Source organism: Synechococcus sp. CS-1333, assembly GCF_025128015.1.
GTDB lineage: Bacteria > Cyanobacteriota > Cyanobacteriia > PCC-6307 > Cyanobiaceae > MW101C3.
Genome location: NZ_JAHLYO010000024.1, coordinates 17,174 through 37,367, shown reverse-complemented (window position 1 = coordinate 37,367; position 20,194 = coordinate 17,174). Strand labels below are relative to the sequence as shown.

The following is a 20,194-nucleotide window of genomic DNA, read 5'->3' as shown; positions in this document are numbered from 1 at the left end:
AGCCAGATCAGGCCCAGACCCAGCCACCACGGCCAGGGGCGAGACGAACGGGAAGCCAGGGTCTTCGGGCCGGGCCCCTCACTCTGGACCGGCCGCTGCTCGCCCGATGGCGGCCTGGCAAGCCATGGCGCTCACTGTCCATTGTCATTTCTGTCACATCCGGCCTGGTGGCTGCTTGAACTGCCGTGAAGATGTGGTCGGCGCATTGCGCCCCTTTTGTGTGAGGACACAATGAAACTGTTCCAGCAACTGCTGCTGGCACCTGCCGCTCTGGGGCTTCTCTCCCCGATGGCCGTGTCTGCTGCAGAGCTCAACCTCGACGGCGTCAACCAGTACGCCTCTGAGGAGCAAGTCACCAGCATCAACCAGTTCTCCGACGTTCAGCCCACTGAGTGGGCCTACCAGGCGCTCTCGAACCTGATCGAGCGCTACGGCTGCGTCGCTGGCTATCCCGACGGCACCTTCCGCGGCAAGAAAGCCCTCAGCCGCTGGGAAGCCGCTGCTCTGCTCAACGCCTGCCTCGACCGCATCACCGAGGTGACCGACGAGCTGCGCCGCCTGCTCAAGGAATTCGAAGCTGAACTGGCCGTGCTCAAGGGCCGGGTTGATGGCCTCGAAGCCAAAGTGGGCGAGCTGGAAGCCAGCCAGTTCTCCACCACCACCAAGCTGAACGGTAAGGCCACCTTCGTCGTCGGCGCCAACTCCTACAGCGGCTCCAACAACGGTCTTGTTGACTCAGCCCGCGCTCTGCAAGGCGCCACGGCCTTCAACTACGACATCCAGCTCAACTTCGATACCAGCTTCACCGGCAAGGATCTGCTGCGCACCCGCCTGCGCGCCGGCAACTTTGCTGATGGCCCTTGGTTTGGCGGCCCGGTTGTCGGTCTGAACGCCCTTGAGGCTGGTTTTGAAGAGAACTGCGGCTCCGGCGCTGACTGCGGCGACGTGGTCGCGATCAACCGCCTCTTCTACCAATTCCCCATCGGCACCGGCTTCACCGCCACCGTTGGTGGCCGTGTCCGTCAGGACGACATGCTGGCCGTCTGGCCCAGCGTGTACCCCGCTGACACCGTTCTCGACATCTTCACCTACGCCGGTGCTCCCGGTGCCTACAGCCTGAACCTGGGTGCAGGTGCCGGTCTGTGGTGGAAGAGCGGTGGCTGGACCATCAGCGCCAACTACGTCTCTGCCAACGGTGACTCGGGCAACCCGAGCGAAGGTGGCATCGGCACCTCTGGCGCGGCCCAAACGGGTACTGCCCAGATTGCTTACACCCAGCCCAACTGGGGCCTGGCTGTGGCCTACGTCTACACCACGCCTGAGGGTGGTCAGGCTGGCCTCTACAGCGGCAATGGCACCCCTCTGGCCGTCACCGGCTTCGGGCTCTCCACCTCGGTGAGCTCGGTGGGCATCAGCGGTTACTGGCAGCCCTCCAACTCCGGCTGGATCCCCTCGATCAGCGCCGGTTGGGGCATCAACGGCCACAGCGCTGACTCTGCTTCCGCTGGTTCTCTCGAGAGTGTGATCGACGGTGCTCAGACTCAGTCTTGGTACGTCGGTCTTCAGTGGAGCGATGTGTTCATCAAGGGCAACTCCCTCGGCATGGCCGTTGGTCAGCCCACCTTCCTCACGAAGTCGGGCGACGACGACACCCTTTCACCCAATGACGGCAACTATGCCTGGGAGTGGTGGTACAAGTTCCAGGTCACCGATAACATCAGCGTGACTCCTGCGATCTACTACCTGAGCGCTCCTCTCGGCCAAGATCAGAAGTTCAACAACGAATCGTTCAGCAACTTCGGCGGTATCGTCAAGACCACCTTCAAGTTCTGATTCTGCCTTCCTTCACTTGAATCCTCTCCTCTGAGCCCCTCACACATTGCTCAGGCGACTACGTCGATTCAAGTGAACCTTGACGAAGCATTCAGTTCTTTCGCCCCGCCATCTGGTGGGGCTTTTTGTTGGCTGGATTCCAGACTGGGCCCCACTTCAGGGGAGGCATGGAATGTCGCCTGGGATACATGCTCGGGTAGCTCAAGCCGGGCTATCCGCGTTGTTATTTCATACAATTTGCAGGCTTCACTACAGAAGCATCCCCTCAATTGGTGTGAGGACTCTCATGAATCGCATTCAGCACTTGTTGCTGGCTCCTGCCGCTCTTGGCCTGCTCGCCCCCGTGGCGGCTTCGGCCTCAGAACTGAACATGGATGGCGTCAATCGCTATGCCAATGTCAAGGAACAAGTCACCAGCATCAATCAGTTTTCTGATGTTCAGCCCACCGAGTGGGCCTATCAGGCGCTCTCGAACCTGATCGAGCGCTACGGCTGCGTCGCTGGCTATCCCGACGGCACCTTCCGCGGCAAGCAGGCCCTCAGCCGCTGGGAAGCCGCCGCTCTGCTCAACGCCTGCCTCGATCGCATCACCGAGGTGACCGACGAGCTGCGCCGCCTGCTCAAGGAATTCGAAGCCGAACTGGCCGTGCTCAAGGGCCGGGTGGATGGCCTCGAAGCCAAGGTGGGTGAGCTGGAAGCTACCCAGTTCTCCACCACCACCAAGCTCCAGGGTCAAGCCACCTTCGTGCTGGGTGCTGTCAACGCCGGTGGCAACAGCACGAGTGGGCGCTTCAGGACATCCTCAATCACCAGTGGCAATGACAGCGAGAACTACAACGCTCGCTTCGGTGCCACCACCTTCAACTATGACGTTCGCCTGAACTTCATCACCAGCTTCACGGGGAAAGATCAGCTCTATACCCGCCTGCGCTCCGGCAACTTCAACAACGCCTTTAATGGCAACGGTGTCAACCTCACCGCTCTGGACATCGCCAGCAACGGCTTTGGCCAGACGAGCTGCACCGGCAACCGGAACTGCTCTGATGTGGTTGGCATCGACCGTCTCTGGTATCGCTTCCCTGTTGGTCGCGACGTAGCGATCACCGTTGGTCCCAAGGCCCGGAACACCGAAATGCTGGCGGTCACTCCGTCGGTGTACGGCAAGGGCGACAAGATCCTTGATCTCTTCACCCTCCACGGCGCTCCCGGCGTCTACAACAAGGCCACTGGTGCCGCTGCAGGTATCACCTGGCGGCAGAACGTTCCCAAGGGCAAAGGCCGCTTCAGCGCCGGCGCCAGCTATGTGGCGCAGCAGGGAGATTCGGGCACTTCGTTCGATGGCAACCCCTTCAGCTGCTCCAGCGATGAAGGTGGCATCGGCACCGATTGCGCCCGCGGCAACTTCCTCGCCCAGCTGAACTACACCACCCCACAGTGGAACATCTCAGCGGCCTACCGCTACGGCCAAGCGGCCACCAACTTCCGTCGCGGCACCAACTTCGCCGCTTCCAACAGCTGGTTCCTGGCCAACGGTGATTCCAACAGCGTGGCAGTCAACGCCTATTGGCAGCCCAAGAAGAGCGGTTTCATCCCCTCCATCAGCATTGGTTGGGGTCTCAACAGCCTCTCCGGCAACGAGACCCAAGCCAGCGGCGTTGAGTTCGCTTCCCCCTTCGTGAGCGAGTCGCAAAGCTGGTTCGTCGGCCTGGAATGGTCTGATGTGTTCGCCAAGGGCAACGCCGCCGGTATGGCCGTGGGCCAGCCGGTGTTCGCCACCCAGCTGAAGTCCGGCACCACCAAGGGCCTTGAAACCACCCCGAACGACGGCAACTACGTCTGGGAATGGTGGTACAAGTTCCAGGTGACCGACAACATCTCCGTCACCCCGGCGATCTTCTACCTCAGCCGCCCGCTCGGCCAGCAAACCGGCGCCGACCAGACCTTCAACGTGTTCGGCGGCCTCGTGCAGACCACCTTCCGTTTCTGAAGACCGGCACTCGGTTCAACCTGCCCTCACACACCACCTCACGGCCTCCCGGAAACGGGGGGCCTTTTTTCGCGTTTCCGCCCTCGGCGTGGAGATGATGGCTCCGCTACCGGGCTGTTGGATGGCCGCTTCCCCCACCTCCGCTAACCCTTATGCCGTGCTCGGCGTTGGCGTTCAGGCCAGCGCGGCGGAGATCAAGGCGGCTTATCGCCAGTTGGTGAAGCAGCACCATCCCGATGCGGGAGGCGATGCGGCCACGATCGTGGCGCTCAATGCCGCCTGGGAGGTGCTGGGAGACCATGAGCGTCGCCGGCTTTACGACAGCACTCACAGCCCGGCCCTCGGGGATGGAGGGCCGCCGCCAGCGCGAGGTGCGCGTGTGCAGACCCCAGCCGCAGGCAGCAGGGGCGCGGCCCGTGACGGGGAGTTGCTGGTGTGGCTGCAACGGGTGTATGCGCCGATCGATCGTCTGCTGGGGCAGGTGATCCTGGCCTTCCCGGCTGAGCTGCGCGCCCTCGCGGCCGATCCCTACGACGACGTGCTGATGGAGGCGTTCTGCGCCTTCCTGGAGCAAAGCAAGGCCAAGCTCGACAGAGTACAGACGCTCTACAGGTCCATGGCCTGCCCGTCGGCGGCCAAGGGTTTTGGCCTCAGCCTCTACCACTGCCTGAGCCAGGTGGAAGATGCCTTGGCGGAACTGGAGCGCTACACGCTCGGCTACGTGGACAGCTACCTCCACGACGGTCGCGAGATGCTACGGGAGGCCAAGCAACGTCGCTCCCTCATGAAGGAGGAGCGGCGCCGGCTGGATCTCTGAACCGGCTGGATCTCTGAAACGGTTCAGCAGGCTTCGAGCTGATCGAGCCGCAGCCACACGTCGGGAACAGGCAGGCGCCAGCGCAGTTGGGCGTAATCGCCTTTCACGGCGAGCACTTCGCCGGGACCCTCGAACAGGTAGGCCGGTGGCTGGGGATCGCTGGCCGCCGCTTCCAGGCTGCTGGCATAGCGCGCCGCGCTCACCTTGACCAGGCTGCCTTTCTTGATCGGTGCGGGCTTCGTCGGTGCGGGTGCAGTGTCAGCCATCACGACAGTGATCGATGCGCGCAGGTTAGTGCCCCTCTTCGGTCGCCTTTGCCACCGGTGCCAGCCCTACCGTTGATCAACGTGCGTCCTCCCTGCTGTGCGGCTGTTTCTGCTCGGATGTACCGGCTTCATCGGTCGTGAACTGGTGCCCCTGCTGCAGCGGGAAGGGCACAGCTGCACGCTGCTCAGCCGTCAGCCGGCCAGCTCTTGCGCCAGTGGCCTAGGGCCTCCGGATGTGGCCCGGCTGCAGGGGGATCCTGCTGAGCCGGCCACCTGGAGGCGCCCCGAAGTAATCGAGGCTCTGGCGGTTGCCGAAGGGGTGGTGAACCTGGCCGGTGAGCCGATCGCCGACCACCGCTGGACGCCACAACACCGCCAGCGTCTGCTCGACAGCAGGCTGGTGACCACCACAGAGCTGGTTGAGGCCATGGGCCATCTGGGCACCCCGCCCCGCGTGCTGGTGAACGGTTCAGCCGTGGGCTACTACGGCAGCAGCCCGAGCGGAAGTTTCACCGAAGCCTCACCACCGGCGGCTGATTTCCTCGGCCAGCTCTGCGCCCAGTGGGAGGCAGCGGCTGATCGAGCCGCAGTGGGCATCCGCGTGGTGAAGCTGCGCATCGGCATCGTGCTCGGCGCTGACGGCGGCGCCCTCGGCAAGATGCTGCCGGTGTTCCGCACCGGCTTCGGGGGGCCCGTGGGTTCGGGCCGCCAATGGATGAGCTGGATCGAGCGCACCGACCTCTGCCGGTTGATCGCCGCCGCCCTGGTGGACCCGGCCTATGTGGGGGCTTACAACGCCGTGGCGCCCACGCCGGTGACCATGCAGTCCTTCGCCACCAGCCTCGGGGACGTGCTGGGTCGCCCGAGCCTGCTGCCGGTGCCGGCCCCGGTTCTGCAGCTCATGCTCGGCGATGGCGCCAAGGTGGTGCTGGAGGGCCAGCATGTGGTGCCCGAACGCCTGCAGCAGCAGGGATTCAGCTTCCACTATCCGGATGTTGCCGCTGCGCTCGCCGCTGCCACCAGCCCAGGATCCCGCTGAGCACGGCCGCCGCCATCAGCAGCCCGATCGCCGGGGTGAACAGGGGCTCCCACAGCTGCTGAAACAGCTTCAGGGGGGCGTCGACGCTGCGGCTGTGCAGGGCGATCGCCAGGCCGAACCACACCGCTCCGGCGATCACCAGAAACACATTGGCCACCAGGAGGCTGTCGAGCCAGCCCTTCAGGCGAACGCTCAGGGATTGCGGCTCAGACATCGCTTAACACCGCATGGATCTCTCGGGCCATCCTGGCAGCGCCCCCGGGACCCCCGATACGTTCGTGGCCATTGCGGCGACAGCGTTCTGAAAAGGCAGGATCCGCAAGGGCGGAGAGCAGGCCGGTGGCCAGTTCCGCCGTGCCGGCCAGGCTGTCTTCCGAACCGGGCTCGCCATCGCTGCAGGCCAGTGACGAGCCCAGCAGCCGGCGTTGCGCCTCGGCGAAGCTGACCGTGAATTGCGGTCCGTGGCCCACCAGCTGCAGCACCGGTTTGCCCAGACCCACGGCCTGTTCGGCTGCCGTGCCTGTCATCGAGAGCAGCAGATCGCTCTGCTGAACCACCGCCGCGAAGCCCCCCCACACCAGGTGCAGCACGAGCGGGCCCCGTTCCAGCCGATCGCCCTGCAGGGTCCACCCCAGCGGGGCGGCGCAGCGGCCCACCAGCTCCCGGTGAAGATCCTTCACCAGCGCCGCCACCAGCTCCAGCCGCTGCTGTTGCTGCCAGGACGGCGGCAGCCGCACCAGCACCTTCAACATGAGCTCCAGATTGCGCAGCGCTTCCGGCAGCCGGCTTCCAGGTAGAAGCCCCAGCAGCCTGGCCCCGGGGCTGCAGTGCGGCTCCAACGGCTGCAGCGGGGGCGCCGGCTCCCGCGCCCGGTCCAGGAATGGATTGCCAAGAAAGTGCACCGGGCGGCCCAGCTGGGCCGTGAGGTCAGTGGCGGTGAGGCTGTCGCGGCTGTACACCCGCTGGAAGCGGCCGCTGCGCATGCACCAGCCGCAGGGCCAAGGCAGGCGCAGACGCCCTTCGTAATGGCTGGAGTAGGCCACCAGATAGGTGACCACCGGCCGGCAGCTCAGCCAGGCTGCCACCACCGGCAGCACATCGCCGATCACCACGACCAGATCGAAGTGCCGCGCCTGGCAGAGGAAAAGGGCAAGGCGCCTGAGCACGTAGCTCACCTGCCCCTGCAGCAATTCCGTGAGGCGGCCCGCCAGGCTTGTGTAGCCCAGCCCGCCGGTGCTGTAGGTGCGGGTGCGGCCCAGCACCTGTATCCCCGCCTGCCGGTAAGCGTTCCCGTGGCCCACCAGGGGCAGCGCCGCCACTTCGGCCCCATGCGCCACCAGTTCCTGGCCGATCAGGCTGCCGCTGAGATCTTCCCCATGCCCATTGCTGATCAGCAGGACGCGTTTCGGGAGCATGGCTGGGGCCGGCACCGTCCCGATCACCCCTTCAGCCAGGCGCTGACTTTCTCCAGAGAAGTCCAGCCGGGACGACGCCGCAGGCCATCGGTGATCGATTCCTGCAGCTCCTCACCCAGCTCCGGCGCCACCGCCGTGACCCTGAGCACCATGTCGATGTGCTCGCGCACGCCTTTGGCGCCGGTTTCGAGCATGGCGACTGAGAGGTTCACGCGTGACTGTGGATCCTGCGGGTTGAGCTTCACGGCCGTACGCGCCGACCGCAGCGCCGCCACGGGCTGATCGTCGAGCAGCTGCAGCCAGGCCAGGCAGGTCCACCCTGCGGCCAGCCGTGGGGCGGCGGCCGTGATCGCCTGGAACTCGGGGATCAGATCGGCGGGCTCGGCACCTTCCTGATAGCGGCGGATGGCCTGCTCGAAGGCGGATTCGGTGGAAGCGTCCGTGGCCATCGTGGACACTGCGGCGAGGTAGAGCCCCTCAGATTCCCACGGCATGGAGCAGTAGCTCAGCCCCGCAGGAGGCCTGCAGGTCGTGGTGCCGGAGGTCGGTTCCGTGTGCTGTGGTCAGGCCGTGCCATCAAGCCGCTGGCTCAGACCGCGAAGGAGCTGCCGCAGCCACAGGTCTGGCTGGCGTTGGGGTTCGTGAAGTTGAAGCCACCACCGATCAGAGCGGAGCTGAAATCCAGCTGCATGCCATAGATGTACAGAAGGCTCTTTGGATCACACACCACGCGGAAGCTGGGGGCTCCATTGGGTTCGTAGGTATACACCTCATCGTCGGCGCGGATGCCGGCGGCTTCGATGAAATCCATGGTGTAGCTCATGCCGCTGCAGCCACCGGAGCGCACGCCTACCCGCAGCAGCTTCTCCTCACCCTGTTGCCGCATCAACGTGGCCAGCTGCAGCATGGCCGGGGCGGTGATCAGGATCCCCTTGCCATCGCGGCCGGTGTGGGTGAGGGGAGCGGCTGGGGCCGCTGGGGTGGAGCTGCTCATGGGCGGAGCCTGGGGGAAAGGGAAACGTCGTGCGATCACTCTATGGAGGGTGGCCGGTTTTCGAAGCCCCGTCCCGCTGACGCCCGGGCCGCCGCAGCCCTGGCGGGAGCGGCCATCCGAACGCCGCCGCCCACTCCGGCTCCATAGAGTCGCCGGGTACGGGAGGTCAAGGGTGCGGGTCGCCATCGTGGGTTCGGGTCTGGCCGGTCTGGCGGCTGCAGTGGATCTCTGCGACGCCGGCCACCAGGTGGACCTCTACGAGGCGCGGGCTTTCGTGGGCGGCAAGGTGGGCAGCTGGGAAGACGCGGGCGGCAACCACATCGAGATGGGGCTGCACGTGTTCTTCTTCAACTACGCCAACCTCTTCGCCTTGATGCGCAAGGTGGGGGCCTTCGAGAACCTGCTGCCCAAGGAGCACACCCATCTGTTCGTCAACAAGGGCGGCGACCTCCGCGCGCTCGATTTCCGTTTCCCCGTAGGGGCTCCCTTCAACGGCCTCAAGGCCTTCTTCACCACACCGCAGCTCGACTGGATCGACAAGCTGCGCAATGCCCTGGCCCTTGGCACCAGCCCGATCGTGCGGGGCCTGGTGGATCCCGACGGCGCCATGGGTGTGATCCGGGCGCTGGATCGCATGAGCTTCCGCGACTGGTTCGTCGGCCATGGCGGCAGCCCGAAGAGCATCGAGCGGATGTGGGATCCGATCGCCTACGCGCTCGGTTTCATCGACTGCGCCTCGATCTCGGCCCGGTGCATGCTCACCATCTTTCTGATGTTCGCCACCCGCACCGAGGCCTCCAAGCTCAACCTGCTGAAGGGCTCGCCGCACCGTTGGCTGCATCAGCCGATCCTCGACTACATCGTTGCCCGCGGCGCCAGGCTCCACCTGCGTCACCGGGTGCTGGAGCTCTGCACCAGCGACGGAGCCAACGCTGAGGGGCAGAACAGCCCTGCCACGGCGGCGCCGCAGGTCACGGGTCTGCGGTTGGGCACGCCCGAGGGAGAGATCCACGTGGAAGCCGATGCCTACCTGGCCGCCTGCGATGTGCCGGGCATCCAGAAACTGCTGCCCAGCGCCTGGCGCCGCTACGAGCAGTTCGACAACATCTACAGGCTGGAGGCCGTGCCGGTGGCCACCGTGCAGCTGCGCTACGACGGCTGGGTGACCGAACTGGGGGACGGCGAAGCCCAGACTGCCGCCCGCTCCGATCTTCAGCACCCCAGCGGGCTGAACAACCTGCTGTACACCGCAGACGCCGATTTCAGCTGCTTCGCCGATCTTGCCCTGGCCAGCCCTGCCGACTACCGCCGCGAAGGCCAGGGCTCCCTGCTGCAGTGCGTGCTCACTCCGGGAGATCCCTGGATCGCCAAGAGCAACGAGACGATCGTGGCGGCCGTCGATGCCCAGGTGCGGGAGTTGTTTCCGTCCGCCAGCCAACTCACGCTGCTGTGGAGCAATGTGGTCAAACTGGCCCAATCGCTCTACCGGGAGGCTCCTGGCATGGAACCGTTCAGGCCTGAGCAACGCACGCCGGTGAGCAACTTCTTCCTGGCCGGCAGCTACACCAAGCAGGATTACATCGATTCGATGGAGGGGGCCACCATGAGCGGTCGCCTGGCGGCCGGGGTGATTCTTGGTCAGCCGGTGGCTATGGCGTCCATCGGCGCGGCGGCCTGACGATCATGGGCCGTTGGCTGGAGCACAGCGTCACCACGGAGATCAAGGCCCCGGTGCAGCGGGTCTGGGAGGTATGGAGTGATTTGGAGGCCATGCCCCGCTGGATGCGCTGGATCGAGTCGGTGGTCACCCTCGACGATCCGGACATCACCGATTGGACCCTGGCAGCCCAGGGCTTCCGCTTCCACTGGAAGGCCCGCATCTCCCAGCGTGTCGAGGCCCAGCAACTGCACTGGGAATCGGTGGGGGGGCTTCCCACAAAAGGCGCCGTTCGCTTTTATCCTCAGGGCGATTCGCTCACTGTCGTCAGACTGACGGTGAGCTACGAACTCCCTGGGGTGCTCGCACCACTGATGGAGCCTTCCATCCTTGGTGGCATCGTCACCAAGGAATTGCAGGCCAATCTCGATCGCTTCAGGGATCTTGTTGAGCGTGGAAACGATGGCCAGTCCTGATCAGCTTTCCGCTTCCGGTCCCTGCTTCGGGGCTTGCCGTTTGTCCAATAAGCCTGGGAAGACGTTCCTGGCTTCGGCAGCCCTGCTGCTGCTTTCCAGCTTGATGGGGTGCGGCGGCGCGCCCGAGGCGAGTGCACCGCCTCCGCCGCCTCCCGCCCCGGCACCAGCGGCCCAACCCGCCGCGGCCGCAGCCGCCCCTGGTGCTGCGCCTGCTCCCACGGCGGGAGCAGGCGTGCTCGCCGGCCTCACCCCCCTGCCCAGCAGGCAACAGGTGCTGGCGGCTGCTCCAGCCGATCGCGCTGATCCCTTCGCCCCGGTGATCCGGCCCCGGCCCACGGGAGCGGCCGCTGCTGCCGGCGGTGATCCCTCCCGGCCGGCCGCTCCGGCGCCCCTGCGCCTTCCCGATGATTTTCGCTTCAGCGGTGTGATTGCCATTTCGGGTGTGCCCCAGGCCCTGGTTCAGCGCTCTGAACAGAGCGGCACCGTGGTGGTCGGTGACCAAGGCGGTCGCTCCACGCGCCTGCTTCCCAACGGCTGGGTTGTCACCTCCATCGATGTCCAGAACGGCAGCCTGCGCATGCGGCAGGGCAAGCAGACGATCAGCGCAGCGCTCAGGCCCTCCTGAACGGTCCGCTGATCCCCGCCACGCAGGCGCGCACCAGCCCCTGAAGGTCATGGGGGTCAGCTTCCGCATCGACCCGGCCCAGCAGCTCCAGGCAGCGGGCACTGGTCTGGGGACCGATCGAGATCAGGGCGACCCCCACCAGAACCTCCCGCCACGCGTCGCCGAAGCTGTGCTGCAGCAGCGCGCAGGTGTGCTGGACGGTCTTGCCGCTGCTGAACGTGAGGGCATCCACCTGGCCGGCCCGCAGGGCGGCTGCCGTCGCCAGGGGCAGTTCCTGCGGACAGCGCGATTCGTAGGCCGGCACCTCGACCACGCGGGCGCCGGCGGCGGCGAAGGCGTCGCCCAGGATGGTCCGGCCGCCGCTCTGCACCCGGGGCAGCAGCAGCCGCAAGCCCCAGCCTGAAACGGGGAAATGCTCGATCAGGCTGTCGGCCACGAAGGCCGGCGGCACGAAATCGGCCGGGGTACCGAGCCGTTCCAGCCGGCTGGCTGTTGAGGCCCCCACGGCGGCGATCTTCACGCCCCGGGGCCGGTCCGCCAGGTTGCTGCCGATCCGCTCCAGCCGCGCCTCCACCGCCTCCACGCCGTTGGCACTGGAGAACACCAGCCAATGGAAGTCTTCGAGTTCGGCCAGGGCGTCGTCCAGGGGGCCCCAACTGTCCGGTGGGCCGATCACCAGCGCCGGCAGGTCGAACACCCGGGCGCCGGCTGCCTCGAACAACCGGCGCGCTTCTCCCAGCTGGCTGGCCGCGCGGGTGACGACCACGCAGCGCTGCTGCAGCGGCGGCGACGTCATGGGCGGTGGTGTCAGCGGCTCCGGCACGGCTCAGCCCTCCAGCTTCACGATGGCGCCGGCCTGCTGGCGCAGCCGGTCGGCTTCTTCAGCGCGGCCCTGCTGGCGCAACAGGCTGATGGCTGTGCGGAAACTGCCGCGCGCCGCCTCGATGTTGCCACCCAGCAGCTGGGCGGCTGCCAGGTTCTGGTGGGTTTCGGCGTGGTCAGGGGCGAGCTGGCGGGCCGCCTCGTAGGCCTCGAGGGCACCGGCGATGTCTCCCTGGCGCCGGCGGACCAGACCAAGGTTGTACCAACCCAGCGCCACCTCGGGACACAGTCGCACCGCCGCGTCACAGAGACGGTTGGCCTCCTCCAGCGCACCGCGTTGCACCAGAAGGGCAGCAAGGTTCAGCCGCGCCGCCAGGCTGAGGCGGGGGTTGAGGCCGAGGGCCAGGGCCTCCTGGTAGAGCTGCTCGGACCGCGCCGGTGTGGTGCTGGCGTGGCCGATGCCCAGATGCAGCAGCAGCTCGTAGCGCTCTACGCGGGCCGAGGCGGGGCAGTGGGCGAGGGCCGCCTCCAGCAGGGCGAGGCCCCGCTCCCGGTTCCCTTCACTGATCTCCAGGCCGCCCAGTTTGGCGCTGGCATAGGGATCGTTGGGCGTCGCGATCAGCTCCTGCTCCATCGCCTGGCGCAGGCGCTCCGCCTTGCGGCCGGCCAGCAGCAGATCGGGGCGGTAGCCGTCATGCACCAGGCAGGGCTGGGAGCAATCGGCGATGCGCCAGTGGGGTTCGGCCGTCAGCACCGCCGCCACGCTGTCGTCGACCATCGCGTGATACGCCTTGCTCCAGCGGATGCCTGGATGGCGGCGGAACAGGCGGCTCACGTTCGAATAGGGCGACTGCCGGGCGCCCCGCTCGTAGCGCAGCAGGTTGATCAGCAGCACGTCCGGCTGGGCCATCAGCGCCTTGAGGGCCGGCCGCGCTTCCGGCAGCAGCTGCTCATCGGCGTCCAGCACCAGCACCCAGTCGCCCTGCACCAGTTCAAGGGCCGCGTTGCGCGCCGGAGCGAAGTCGCCCGGCCAGGGCAGCGCATGCACGGTCGCCCCCTGCTGCCGGGCGATGGCCACCGTGTCGTCGCTGGAGCCGGTGTCCACCACCACTATCTCCTGCACGAAGCCCGCCACCGAGTCGAGGCAGGCCGCCAGCCGCTCGGCCTCGTCCCGCACGATCATCGACAGGCTGAGCATGGGAGCGGCTCGGGTCTGGGTGCGAGGCTAGTGCCCCTCCCTTACGGGTTCAGTCGGTGAAGCCCCCCTCCAGGGCGCTTCGCGGCAGGCCCAACTGCTCCAGCAGCTGGGCCTGGGCCAGGGGCATCTGGGCCAGGCTCAAGCCGGCCGGGAGGTCGGGCGGCAGCAGGGGCTGCAGAGTTTCCCAGAGGTAGGGGCTGCCGTAGACCGCCAGGCCGGCCAGGCGGGAGGCCGCCAGCAGTTGCCGCACCACGGCGGCCCAGTTTTCCTCGCCGCCTGCGCTGCCCCGGAAGGGATTGCCCCGCACGAACAGCTGGAGCAGCACCGGCCCCTGGGGCAGCCGCTCGATCGCCAGCGGCGCTTCCGGGTCGGCGCGCCAGGGACTCGGGGCGCGGCCATCGATCAGCACCGGCGCGTAGCCCTTGCCCAGCGGGCGCTGCAGCGCCGGCGCCAGTACGGGCAGGAAGGGATTGGCCAGGGCGCTGTCGACCCGGATCAGGTTGACACCGGGCCCCGGCGGCAGGCCGCTGGGCCCCTGGCTGCCGGTGCTGAGCTGCACCAGCTCTCGGCTGAGCTCCAGATCCTCTGCCGTTTCCAGATGAGCCACCGCGTGGGCGAGCTGGAGCAGGGGCCTGGCTGCCATCGGGTTGTCAGCGGCTGTGACCGGCGGGCGCAGGCGGGCCAGCGCGGCGTCACGCCGGTGCAGGCTCTGGGTGAGCCGCGTCAGGCCGATCCGGCCGCTGCTGAGGGCCGCCACCAGCGCATCGATCGCGGTGTGGGCATCGGCCGGCATGAGTAGCAGGTCGGCTCCGGCTTCAAAGGCCAGCACCGCCGCTTCCCCCGCTCCCCAGCGCGCCGCGATCGCCTCCATCACCAGGGCGTCGGTCACCACCAGACCACCGAAGCCGAGATCCACGCGCAGCAGGCCCTCGAGCACCGGGGCCGAGAGAGTGCCAGGGCGTTCGGGGTCCAGGTCGCTCAGCTGGAGGTGCGCGGTCATCACCGCGCCCACACCGGCGGCGATGGCGGCGCGGAAGGGCGGCAGCTCGATCGCCTCCAACCGCTGGCGGTCGTGGGGGAGCACCGGCAGAGCCAGGTGCGAATCCACAAGGGTGTCGCCGTGGCCGGGGAAGTGCTTGGCACAGCAGAGCACTCCTTCCGCCTGCGCCGCCCCCACAAAGGCGGCGGCCAGGGCTCCTGCCGTGGCGGGATCCTCCCCCCAGGCCCGCACGTTGATCACCGGATTGGCGGGATTGTTGTTGACATCGCAGACGGGGGCCAGCAGCCAGTTCAGGCCCAGGGCGCGCGCCTGGCGGGCTGTGCAGCGGCCATAGCGGCCAGCCAGCAGCAGCGCCTGCTCCGGGGCGCTGGCGAACAGGCGACCGAGTGCCAGCGGAGGAACCAGCCAGGTGGCGCCCTCGAACCGCTGCCCCACCCCCTCTTCCACATCGGCGCAGAGCAGGAGGGGATGGCGGGCCCAGCCGCTTAGCTGCTCTGTGCGCAGGCGCAGTTCCGCGGCGCTGCCGCCCAGCAGGATCACGCCGCCCACACCGGCGGCAAGCAGGTCCTTCAGCTCGCCGTTGGGAAGCTCCCAGCGGGGATAGCGGCGCTGGCCGTCGCTGAGATGGCCGCTGCCGCGCACCACCAGCAGGCGGGCGACCTGCTCCCGCAGGCCGGGGGAAGGGGCCTCAGTCACCCCGGTCGTCGGCGTCGCTGCCGCCGGACACCGCATCGCCGCTGATCGGTTCCTGATCGCTGCCTGGGGGCACCTCGCCCCGCCGCTCCCGTTCGCGTCCCAGTTCATTGAGCAGACCGAGCACCGTGGTGCCCCGCTCCAGGCCCCGGTCGAGATGGAACACCACCTCAGGCGTGCGGCGCATCTTCAGGCGACGGCCCAGCTCGCCTTTCACATAGGCGCTGGCGGAGCGCAGGCCCTCCATGGCTTGTTCGCGATCGGCGTCGCTGCCGTAGATGCTCACGAAGATCTTGCAGTGCTGAAGATCGCCGGCCACGTCCACATTGGTGACGCTCACCATGCCCAGCGACACCCGCTCGTCCTTGATGCCGTTCACGAGCAGCTCGCTGATCTCACGCCGGATCAGAGCTGCGACCCGCTCGACCCGTCGGGTCTGTGCCATTGCTAAGCCAGTGGTGCTGAGCCAACCATCGCACGCAGCACCAGCGAAAGGCTCACCAGCCCACTCACCAGCGCCCCCACCAGCGCCACGGCGGTGACCGGGTTGCTGCGCCGCCGGGCCAGCGGTTCAAGCACCGAGTTGAACACCCCGAGGCTGAAGGCGATCAGATAACGCGGGTAGCGCGTGACGTTGAGGAAGAACTCTTTCATGGGGCAGGCCTTGGAACGATGGTGAGGAGCAGGGGGCGCGGGGTGCGGGGCAGTGAGGCGCGGGCCTGGGCCTGGCTCAGGGGGGGTGCTGAAGCCGAAGCCGACGCACCCATCTGCACGCGGGTCTCGTTTCGATGGCTACTCTGCCGCCACCGGGTCAGGGCCGCCGATGCTGGAACTTCACCAGTTCAGACATTCCGCCTTCTGCGAGAAGGTGCGGCTGATTCTGGCCGCCAAACGGCTGGACTACACCGTGGTCGAGGTCACGCCGGGCTTCGGCCAGCTGGCCCTGTTCCGCCTCTCTGGCCAGCGCCAGGTTCCGGTGCTGGTGGACGGCACTGAGGTGATTGCCGATTCCTCCGCGATCGCTCTGCATCTGGAGGCCCACTACCCCACGCCCTCACTGCTGCCGGTAGACCCCCGCGCCCGCGCCCAGGTGCTGCTGCTCGAAGACTGGGCCGATACGGCGCTGGCGGCCGGAGGCCGCATGGCCCTCCTGCAGGCGATGGGCACCGACAGCGTGGTGCGCGGCGCCCTGTTGCCCGACGCCACCCCGGCCCCCCTGCGCTCCCTGCTGGGTGCCCTGCCGGCGGATCTGTTCGCCGGCGTCGGCGAGGTGATGGGCCGCTCGGAGCGCCAGCAACTGCAGACCAACCTTGAGCAACTGGCGGCGCTGGTGAGCCGCCACCCTTACCTGATCGGCGATCAGCTCTCGCTGGCCGATCTGGCGGTGGCGGCCCAGTTGTCGTTGCTGCTGTTTCCCGCCAGCGCCGGTGCGCCGCTGGCGGGCCGCGGCGTCGCCGGTGTGGCGGACCATCCCCTGCTGGAGGGGCTGTTCCGCTGGCGTGACGCCATCTACGCCGAGGTGGGTCGGCAGCCTGAACCGGTCAACTCACCTGACCCTCAGACGCCGGCAGCGGCGTCGTAGGAATCCGCTGCAGATCCAGGCTGAAGCGGTGGGTGCTGAGCGGCACGGCCGCCAGCCCGTCCTCCGGCGAGGGGTAGGTGGCCTGCCACTGCAGCGCGCGTAAGCGGCCTGGCTGATCGAACCCTGCGCTGCTCGCGGTGCCGCTGGGCCCAGGACCTGACGGGAGCGCAGCCAGCTCGTAGCGGGTGAGGGTTTCCACCCGGCTGATCCGGGTGCCGCCGGGGCCATGCACCACCTGCAGGGCCAGCTCATCGGCGATGAAAGGGTCGCCAGCTGCCGCCTCGGTCCGCCGCCCCACCACCGTGGATTCCAGTGACAGATCGCCTTGCAGAGTGGCGAGCTGCCGGTTGGGGTTGGCCGGGTCGTTGGCCACGGTCAGCAACTGGGGTCCCAGCAGCGCCTTGCCCACCTGGGCGGCATTGAAGGCCCGATCCCCCACCAGCTCGCCGCGCCGGTTGCGCGCGAAGCGCACCCGATACGTCAGTGGAGCAATGCTGCCGGGCGCCACCTCCTCGCTGCGCACCTCCCAGGTGCCTTCAAAGACGTCGGGGTACACCAGGTCGCGGCGGCCGGGGCGCGGCAACGGCGCCGGCAGGCTCCACTCGGGCCAGTCGGCCAGCCGTTCCGCCAGCACTCCACCCCCGGCAGGGTTCAAACCCGTCCCCGCGTCCAGCCCCAAGGCAGCAACCGGGGGCCAGATCGCCAGCAGCACCGCCAGGATGGGGCCCATCAGTGCGGCTGCCATGTCCGATCCCCTGCTGCGCGAACTCGATCATTACGTGGTGCTGGAGCCGTCCGCTGCGGAAACCTGTCTCACGGCCGCTGAAACGCTGCGTTGGCTGGAGACCACCCTGGCCGCCATGGCCACACCACCGGCCGAGCTCGCCCACCTGCCCAGTGATGCGGCCCGCGCCCAGCGCCTGCTCGACACCGCCTGCGAGCTGGAGGTGGAGCCGGGCGTGGCTGTGCAATGGTTCGCGGTGCGGCTGGAGGCACCCAGCCGCCCGGACTGAGTCCCCCGGGTTCAGGAGGCCGGATCTGACGGACCCTCAGGTGCTTCCGGCGGCTGCGGCGGCTCCTTGAGCACAGCGGGAAGGGCCGCCAGCAGCTGGTCGGCCACGGTCTGCGGCGCGCGGCCGTCCTGCAGCACCTGCAGATCGGCCTCGGCATAGAGCGGCCGGCGCTGCTGCAGCAACTCCCGCAGCCGAGCGCTCGGATCCACGCTCTGCATCAGCGGGCGGGGGGTGGGATCGGCGGCGAGCCTCTCCAGCAGCAGTCCTTCAGGGGCATCGAGCCACACCACCACGCCTTGCCGCAGCTGTCCCCAGTTGGCCGGCCGTGTCACCACCCCACCGCCGGTGGCCACCACCAGCGAGTGCCAGCTGGCGATGCTGCCGAGCACCTGCGTTTCCAGCTGTCTGAACCCTTCTTCTCCATCGGTTTCGAACACCGCGGCGATCGAGCGTCCGGCCGCTGCCTCGATCACCTGGTCGGCGTCGATGAAGCGGTAGCCGAGCGCTTCGGCCAGGGGCCGGCCGACGGAACTCTTGCCCGCCCCCATCATCCCGATCAGGTAGATGTTCATGCCGCTGAGCCGTTTCCTCAGGGCCTGGTGCGGATGCGCAGGGGAGGCGGACATGGTGAGGAGTTGGAACGATGCAGGGAGGAGATCCCTAGGATGACTCCTGAGGCTTTCCGGTGATGACGGCACCTGCCACCAGATCCCAGCGCCATGGCCGCGGCCGCGGCTGCGTGATCACCCGCAGGGCCACCTTCAGTGCCAGCCATCTGTATTCGCTGCCTGAACTCACGCCCGAGCAGAACCAGGAGCGCTTCGGCCGCTGCAGCCTGGCTCCCGGCCATGGCCACAACTACGAATTGATCGTGGCGATGGCTGGCCCGCTCGATGGTGACGGCATGGTGCTCAACCTCTCCGAGGTGAAGCACGCCATCCGGCGTGAGGTCACCGATGCGCTCGATTTCCGGTTCCTCAACGCGTGCTGGCCGGAGTTCGATCTGCGCCGGCCCGAGGGCCGCCTGCCCACCACCGAAGCCCTCTGCCAGGTGATCTGGCAGCGGCTGGCTCCCCACCTCCCCGTGGTGGGTCTGCGCCTCTACGAGCAATCCAACCTCTGGGCCGATGTCCTCGGCGATTCCATGGAAGCCTTCCTCTCGATCCGCACCCACTTCGCCGCAGCCCACCGTCTGGCCCGGCCCGAGCTCTCGATGGCTGAAAACGAAGCCATCTACGGCAAGTGCGCCCGCCCGCACGGCCATGGCCACAACTACCTGCTCGACATCACCGTGCGCGGCGCGATCGATCCCCGCACCGGCATGGTCTGCGATCTGGCCGAGCTGCAGCGGTTGGTGAATGACCTGGTGGTCGAGCCCTTCGACCACACCTTCCTCAACAAGGATGTGCCCCATTTCGCCGACTGCGTGCCCACCGCCGAGAACATCGCGCTGCACATCGCCGATCTGCTGAGCGCTCCCGTTTCCGCCACCGGTGCCACGCTCCACAAGGTGCGGCTGCAGGAGAGCCCCAACAACGCTGCCGAGGTCTATGCCGAGGTGCCGCAGCTGGAGATGCGCCCGCTGGCGCTCGAAGCCCTCGCCTGCGCCTGAGCCACTCCGCCGCCACCCTCCCGCTGCCCCAGCTGCGGTTGGTGCTGGCAATCAGCCTTGATGGCCGCCTGGCTCCCGCCGGGGGCGGTGCTGCCCAGCTCGGCGGTTCCGGCGATCGCGCTGTGCTGGAAGAGTCCCTCGGCTGGGCTGATGGCTGCCTGATTGGAGCCCGCACCTTGCGTGTGCACGGCAGCACCTGTCTGATCCGCGAGCCCGGCTTGCTGGCCCGGCGCGCCGCCCAGGGCCGTTCACCGCAGCCGCTGGCCGTGGTGGTGAGCCGCAGCGGCCAGCTCGAGCCCTCGTTGCCGTTTTTCAGCCAGCCGCTGAGCCGTTGGCTGCTGCAGGCCGCCGGCCCAGCTCAGCCGCTGGCGCCGTTGCCTGCCGGCTTTGAGCGCCGTCTGCAGCTGCGCCACTGGCCCGCCTGTCTGGCGGAGCTGCGCGCCCTGGGGCTGGAGCGTCTGGTGTTGCTCGGGGGTGCCGAACTGGCGGGAGCCTTGCTGGCTGCCCAGTTGGTGGACGAGCTGCACCTCACCCTGTGCCCGCTCCTGCTGGGCGGGACCCACAGCTGGCTGCCGGCGGCGGCGCCCGGCGCGGCTTCGGCCTGGGAGCTGTTGGAGCACCGCGACCTCGGTGGCGGGGAACTGCTGTTGCGCTACCGGCGCACAGCTCCCCTGGCCTCCCATCAGGGGGAACCCTGAGAGCTGAAGCGGCGCCCGAGATCCTCCAGCGACACATCCTTCAGGCTTTCGGGCGGCAGGCCCAGCAGCCTGGCGGCGCAGCGCTTCGCCACCACCTCGCTGTCGTCGCCGAAGCGGCCTCCCACCATTTCGGTGATCACCCCCAGGGTACGACCGGTGGCTTCTGATTCCCGGATCAGGCAGGTGCTCACGGGCCCTGCCAGCTGGCGGCAGGGTTGGCGCAGGCTCTGCTCCAGCCTGGCCTCGCCCCCTGCGCCCAGGCGCACACACAAATCGGCCAGCCGGTTCTCCAGCTGGGGACGCATCAGCAGCAGCAGGGGCTGCAGCAGGCTCGCCTGCGCCGGCTGGCCGCTGCCGGCGGTGGCAACGAGCAGGCCCAGCCCCAACAGCCTGGCCAGGGGATGACCCTTGATGGTTCGGTGGCGCACCGTCATCCGGCTCCTGTGGTTAGTTTTGCGTCCGGCGCG

Annotated in this window: 24 protein-coding genes; 11 read left to right on the top strand and 13 right to left on the bottom strand. The window is 67.8% G+C overall.

The annotated features are described in order from the left end of the window. Positions 1-231 precede the first annotated feature (231 nt). From KQ303_RS09905 to KQ303_RS09895, 3 genes are all read left to right on the top strand, one after another. A complete protein-coding gene (locus KQ303_RS09905; RefSeq protein ID WP_259730134.1) occupies positions 232-1,833 on the top strand; it encodes an iron uptake porin in 1,602 nt (533 codons plus the stop codon). Between the two features lie 286 nt (positions 1,834-2,119). Next, positions 2,120-3,820: an iron uptake porin gene (locus KQ303_RS09900; RefSeq protein WP_259730133.1), complete on the top strand. Its 1,701-nt coding sequence runs from the start codon at positions 2,120-2,122 to the stop codon at positions 3,818-3,820. Between the two features lie 121 nt (positions 3,821-3,941). Beyond that, entirely contained in the window at positions 3,942-4,637 is a 696-nt protein-coding gene (locus tag KQ303_RS09895) for a J domain-containing protein (protein WP_259730132.1), read from the top strand. A 23-nt stretch (positions 4,638-4,660) separates the two neighbouring features. Here KQ303_RS09895 and ndhO read toward each other — a convergent pair whose 3' ends face one another. Continuing rightward, on the bottom strand, positions 4,661-4,903 hold the full coding sequence (gene ndhO, locus KQ303_RS09890) for an NAD(P)H-quinone oxidoreductase subunit O (RefSeq protein ID WP_094514834.1): 243 nt from the start codon (positions 4,901-4,903) through the stop codon (positions 4,661-4,663). Positions 4,904-5,000: 97 nt separating this feature from the next. Here ndhO and KQ303_RS09885 point away from each other — a divergent pair, with 97 nt between their 5' ends. Further along, positions 5,001-5,942, top strand: coding sequence for a TIGR01777 family oxidoreductase (locus KQ303_RS09885; RefSeq protein ID WP_259730131.1), 942 nt, complete (start codon positions 5,001-5,003; stop codon positions 5,940-5,942). Here the strand turns inward: KQ303_RS09885 and KQ303_RS09880 are convergent. The 4 genes from KQ303_RS09880 to KQ303_RS09865 all read right to left on the bottom strand — a co-directional run bounded on the left by KQ303_RS09880 (position 5,878) and on the right by KQ303_RS09865 (position 8,351). Further along, positions 5,878-6,156 carry a hypothetical protein gene (locus KQ303_RS09880; protein WP_259730130.1) on the bottom strand — a complete coding sequence of 93 codons (279 nt, stop codon included), beginning with the start codon at positions 6,154-6,156 and terminating at the stop codon, positions 5,878-5,880. The genes KQ303_RS09885 and KQ303_RS09880 overlap by 65 nt on opposite strands. Further along, entirely contained in the window at positions 6,149-7,357 is a 1,209-nt protein-coding gene (locus tag KQ303_RS09875) for a lipid-A-disaccharide synthase-related protein (protein WP_259730129.1), read from the bottom strand. Before KQ303_RS09875 ends, KQ303_RS09880 begins: the two co-directional genes overlap by 8 nt. Positions 7,358-7,380: 23 nt before the next feature. Continuing rightward, complete coding sequence (locus KQ303_RS09870) at positions 7,381-7,851, bottom strand: hypothetical protein (RefSeq protein ID WP_259730128.1); 471 nt, start codon at positions 7,849-7,851, stop codon at positions 7,381-7,383. Between the two features lie 95 nt (positions 7,852-7,946). Continuing rightward, on the bottom strand, positions 7,947-8,351 hold the full coding sequence (locus KQ303_RS09865) for an iron-sulfur cluster assembly accessory protein (protein ID WP_094514822.1): 405 nt from the start codon (positions 8,349-8,351) through the stop codon (positions 7,947-7,949). Between the two features lie 172 nt (positions 8,352-8,523). On the opposite strand from KQ303_RS09865, the gene zds reads away from it, so the two are divergent. The 3 genes from zds to KQ303_RS09850 all read left to right on the top strand — a co-directional run bounded on the left by zds (position 8,524) and on the right by KQ303_RS09850 (position 11,109). Further along, on the top strand, positions 8,524-10,029 hold the full coding sequence (zds, locus tag KQ303_RS09860) for a 9,9'-di-cis-zeta-carotene desaturase (protein ID WP_094514819.1): 1,506 nt from the start codon (positions 8,524-8,526) through the stop codon (positions 10,027-10,029). 5 nt (positions 10,030-10,034) lie between these two features. Continuing rightward, the gene (locus KQ303_RS09855) at positions 10,035-10,484 is read left to right on the top strand and encodes an SRPBCC family protein (RefSeq protein ID WP_255101460.1); all 450 of its coding nucleotides are present in this window, start codon (positions 10,035-10,037) and stop codon (positions 10,482-10,484) included. 103 nt (positions 10,485-10,587) lie between these two features. Then, entirely contained in the window at positions 10,588-11,109 is a 522-nt protein-coding gene (locus tag KQ303_RS09850) for a hypothetical protein (protein WP_259730127.1), read from the top strand. On the opposite strand, the gene KQ303_RS09845 is transcribed toward KQ303_RS09850, so the two are convergent. Genes KQ303_RS09845 through KQ303_RS09825 form a run of 5 tightly spaced genes read right to left on the bottom strand, consistent with a single transcriptional unit; the run spans position 11,096 to position 15,476 of the window. Then, positions 11,096-11,905 (bottom strand): uroporphyrinogen-III synthase, encoded by an 810-nt coding sequence (locus KQ303_RS09845; RefSeq protein WP_259730126.1) that lies wholly within the window; start codon positions 11,903-11,905, stop codon positions 11,096-11,098. The genes KQ303_RS09850 and KQ303_RS09845 overlap by 14 nt on opposite strands. A 30-nt stretch (positions 11,906-11,935) precedes the next feature. Continuing rightward, entirely contained in the window at positions 11,936-13,129 is a 1,194-nt protein-coding gene (locus KQ303_RS09840) for a glycosyltransferase (protein ID WP_259730125.1), read from the bottom strand. 49 nt (positions 13,130-13,178) lie between these two features. Beyond that, entirely contained in the window at positions 13,179-14,861 is a 1,683-nt protein-coding gene (locus KQ303_RS09835) for a glycoside hydrolase family 3 N-terminal domain-containing protein (protein WP_399233409.1), read from the bottom strand. Then, entirely contained in the window at positions 14,818-15,267 is a 450-nt protein-coding gene (rbfA, locus tag KQ303_RS09830; protein WP_259730123.1) for a 30S ribosome-binding factor RbfA, read from the bottom strand. Before rbfA ends, KQ303_RS09835 begins: the two co-directional genes overlap by 44 nt. A gap of 2 nt (positions 15,268-15,269) precedes the next feature. Then, positions 15,270-15,476, bottom strand: a complete 207-nt coding sequence (locus tag KQ303_RS09825) for a DUF751 family protein (RefSeq protein ID WP_094514805.1) — start codon at positions 15,474-15,476, stop codon at positions 15,270-15,272. Between the two features lie 169 nt (positions 15,477-15,645). Here KQ303_RS09825 and KQ303_RS09820 point away from each other — a divergent pair, with 169 nt between their 5' ends. Further along, the gene (locus tag KQ303_RS09820; protein ID WP_259730122.1) at positions 15,646-16,404 is read left to right on the top strand and encodes a glutathione S-transferase family protein; all 759 of its coding nucleotides are present in this window, start codon (positions 15,646-15,648) and stop codon (positions 16,402-16,404) included. On the opposite strand, the gene KQ303_RS09815 is transcribed toward KQ303_RS09820, so the two are convergent. After that, the gene (locus KQ303_RS09815; RefSeq protein WP_259730121.1) at positions 16,364-17,149 is read right to left on the bottom strand and encodes a DUF6816 family protein; all 786 of its coding nucleotides are present in this window, start codon (positions 17,147-17,149) and stop codon (positions 16,364-16,366) included. The two genes, KQ303_RS09820 and KQ303_RS09815, sit on opposite strands and share 41 nt — an antisense overlap. Here KQ303_RS09815 and KQ303_RS09810 point away from each other — a divergent pair. Further along, entirely contained in the window at positions 17,148-17,417 is a 270-nt protein-coding gene (locus tag KQ303_RS09810; RefSeq protein ID WP_094514798.1) for a chlororespiratory reduction protein 7, read from the top strand. The genes KQ303_RS09815 and KQ303_RS09810 overlap by 2 nt on opposite strands. A gap of 11 nt (positions 17,418-17,428) precedes the next feature. Here the strand turns inward: KQ303_RS09810 and KQ303_RS09805 are convergent, their stop codons facing one another. Then, positions 17,429-18,043 carry a shikimate kinase gene (locus KQ303_RS09805; RefSeq protein WP_259730120.1) on the bottom strand — a complete coding sequence of 205 codons (615 nt, stop codon included), beginning with the start codon at positions 18,041-18,043 and terminating at the stop codon, positions 17,429-17,431. 62 nt (positions 18,044-18,105) lie between these two features. On the opposite strand from KQ303_RS09805, the gene KQ303_RS09800 reads away from it, so the two are divergent. Further along, positions 18,106-19,029, top strand: coding sequence for a 6-carboxytetrahydropterin synthase (locus KQ303_RS09800; RefSeq protein WP_255101450.1), 924 nt, complete (start codon positions 18,106-18,108; stop codon positions 19,027-19,029). A 38-nt stretch (positions 19,030-19,067) separates the two neighbouring features. Further along, entirely contained in the window at positions 19,068-19,727 is a 660-nt protein-coding gene (locus KQ303_RS09795; protein ID WP_259730119.1) for a dihydrofolate reductase family protein, read from the top strand. Here the strand turns inward: KQ303_RS09795 and KQ303_RS09790 are convergent. Continuing rightward, on the bottom strand, positions 19,712-20,161 hold the full coding sequence (locus tag KQ303_RS09790) for a hypothetical protein (protein ID WP_259730118.1): 450 nt from the start codon (positions 20,159-20,161) through the stop codon (positions 19,712-19,714). The genes KQ303_RS09795 and KQ303_RS09790 overlap by 16 nt on opposite strands. Positions 20,162-20,194: the final 33 nt, after the last annotated feature.

Bases quoted from the DNA above. Each gene is read 5' to 3' on its own strand.
- KQ303_RS09850 (WP_259730127.1), top strand. From the start codon at position 10,588: ATGGGGTGCGGCGGCGCGCCCGAGGCGAGTGCACCGCCTCCGCCGCCT.
- KQ303_RS09805 (WP_259730120.1), bottom strand. From the start codon at position 18,043: ATGTCCGCCTCCCCTGCGCATCCGCACCAGGCCCTGAGGAAACGGCTC.
- KQ303_RS09815 (WP_259730121.1), bottom strand. From the start codon at position 17,149: ATGGCAGCCGCACTGATGGGCCCCATCCTGGCGGTGCTGCTGGCGATC.
- KQ303_RS09865 (WP_094514822.1), bottom strand. From the start codon at position 8,351: ATGAGCAGCTCCACCCCAGCGGCCCCAGCCGCTCCCCTCACCCACACC.
- KQ303_RS09855 (WP_255101460.1), top strand. From the start codon at position 10,035: ATGGGCCGTTGGCTGGAGCACAGCGTCACCACGGAGATCAAGGCCCCG.
- KQ303_RS09820 (WP_259730122.1), top strand. From the start codon at position 15,646: ATGCTGGAACTTCACCAGTTCAGACATTCCGCCTTCTGCGAGAAGGTG.
- KQ303_RS09875 (WP_259730129.1), bottom strand. From the start codon at position 7,357: ATGCTCCCGAAACGCGTCCTGCTGATCAGCAATGGGCATGGGGAAGAT.
- KQ303_RS09905 (WP_259730134.1), top strand. From the start codon at position 232: ATGAAACTGTTCCAGCAACTGCTGCTGGCACCTGCCGCTCTGGGGCTT.
- KQ303_RS09810 (WP_094514798.1), top strand. From the start codon at position 17,148: ATGTCCGATCCCCTGCTGCGCGAACTCGATCATTACGTGGTGCTGGAG.
- KQ303_RS09880 (WP_259730130.1), bottom strand. From the start codon at position 6,156: ATGTCTGAGCCGCAATCCCTGAGCGTTCGCCTGAAGGGCTGGCTCGAC.
- KQ303_RS09840 (WP_259730125.1), bottom strand. From the start codon at position 13,129: ATGCTCAGCCTGTCGATGATCGTGCGGGACGAGGCCGAGCGGCTGGCG.
- KQ303_RS09790 (WP_259730118.1), bottom strand. From the start codon at position 20,161: ATGACGGTGCGCCACCGAACCATCAAGGGTCATCCCCTGGCCAGGCTG.
- KQ303_RS09895 (WP_259730132.1), top strand. From the start codon at position 3,942: ATGGCCGCTTCCCCCACCTCCGCTAACCCTTATGCCGTGCTCGGCGTT.
- rbfA (WP_259730123.1), bottom strand. From the start codon at position 15,267: ATGGCACAGACCCGACGGGTCGAGCGGGTCGCAGCTCTGATCCGGCGT.
- ndhO (WP_094514834.1), bottom strand. From the start codon at position 4,903: ATGGCTGACACTGCACCCGCACCGACGAAGCCCGCACCGATCAAGAAA.
- KQ303_RS09800 (WP_255101450.1), top strand. From the start codon at position 18,106: ATGACGGCACCTGCCACCAGATCCCAGCGCCATGGCCGCGGCCGCGGC.
- KQ303_RS09870 (WP_259730128.1), bottom strand. From the start codon at position 7,851: ATGCCGTGGGAATCTGAGGGGCTCTACCTCGCCGCAGTGTCCACGATG.
- KQ303_RS09900 (WP_259730133.1), top strand. From the start codon at position 2,120: ATGAATCGCATTCAGCACTTGTTGCTGGCTCCTGCCGCTCTTGGCCTG.
- KQ303_RS09845 (WP_259730126.1), bottom strand. From the start codon at position 11,905: ATGACGTCGCCGCCGCTGCAGCAGCGCTGCGTGGTCGTCACCCGCGCG.
- KQ303_RS09835 (WP_399233409.1), bottom strand. From the start codon at position 14,861: ATGCGGTGTCCGGCGGCAGCGACGCCGACGACCGGGGTGACTGAGGCC.
- KQ303_RS09825 (WP_094514805.1), bottom strand. From the start codon at position 15,476: ATGAAAGAGTTCTTCCTCAACGTCACGCGCTACCCGCGTTATCTGATC.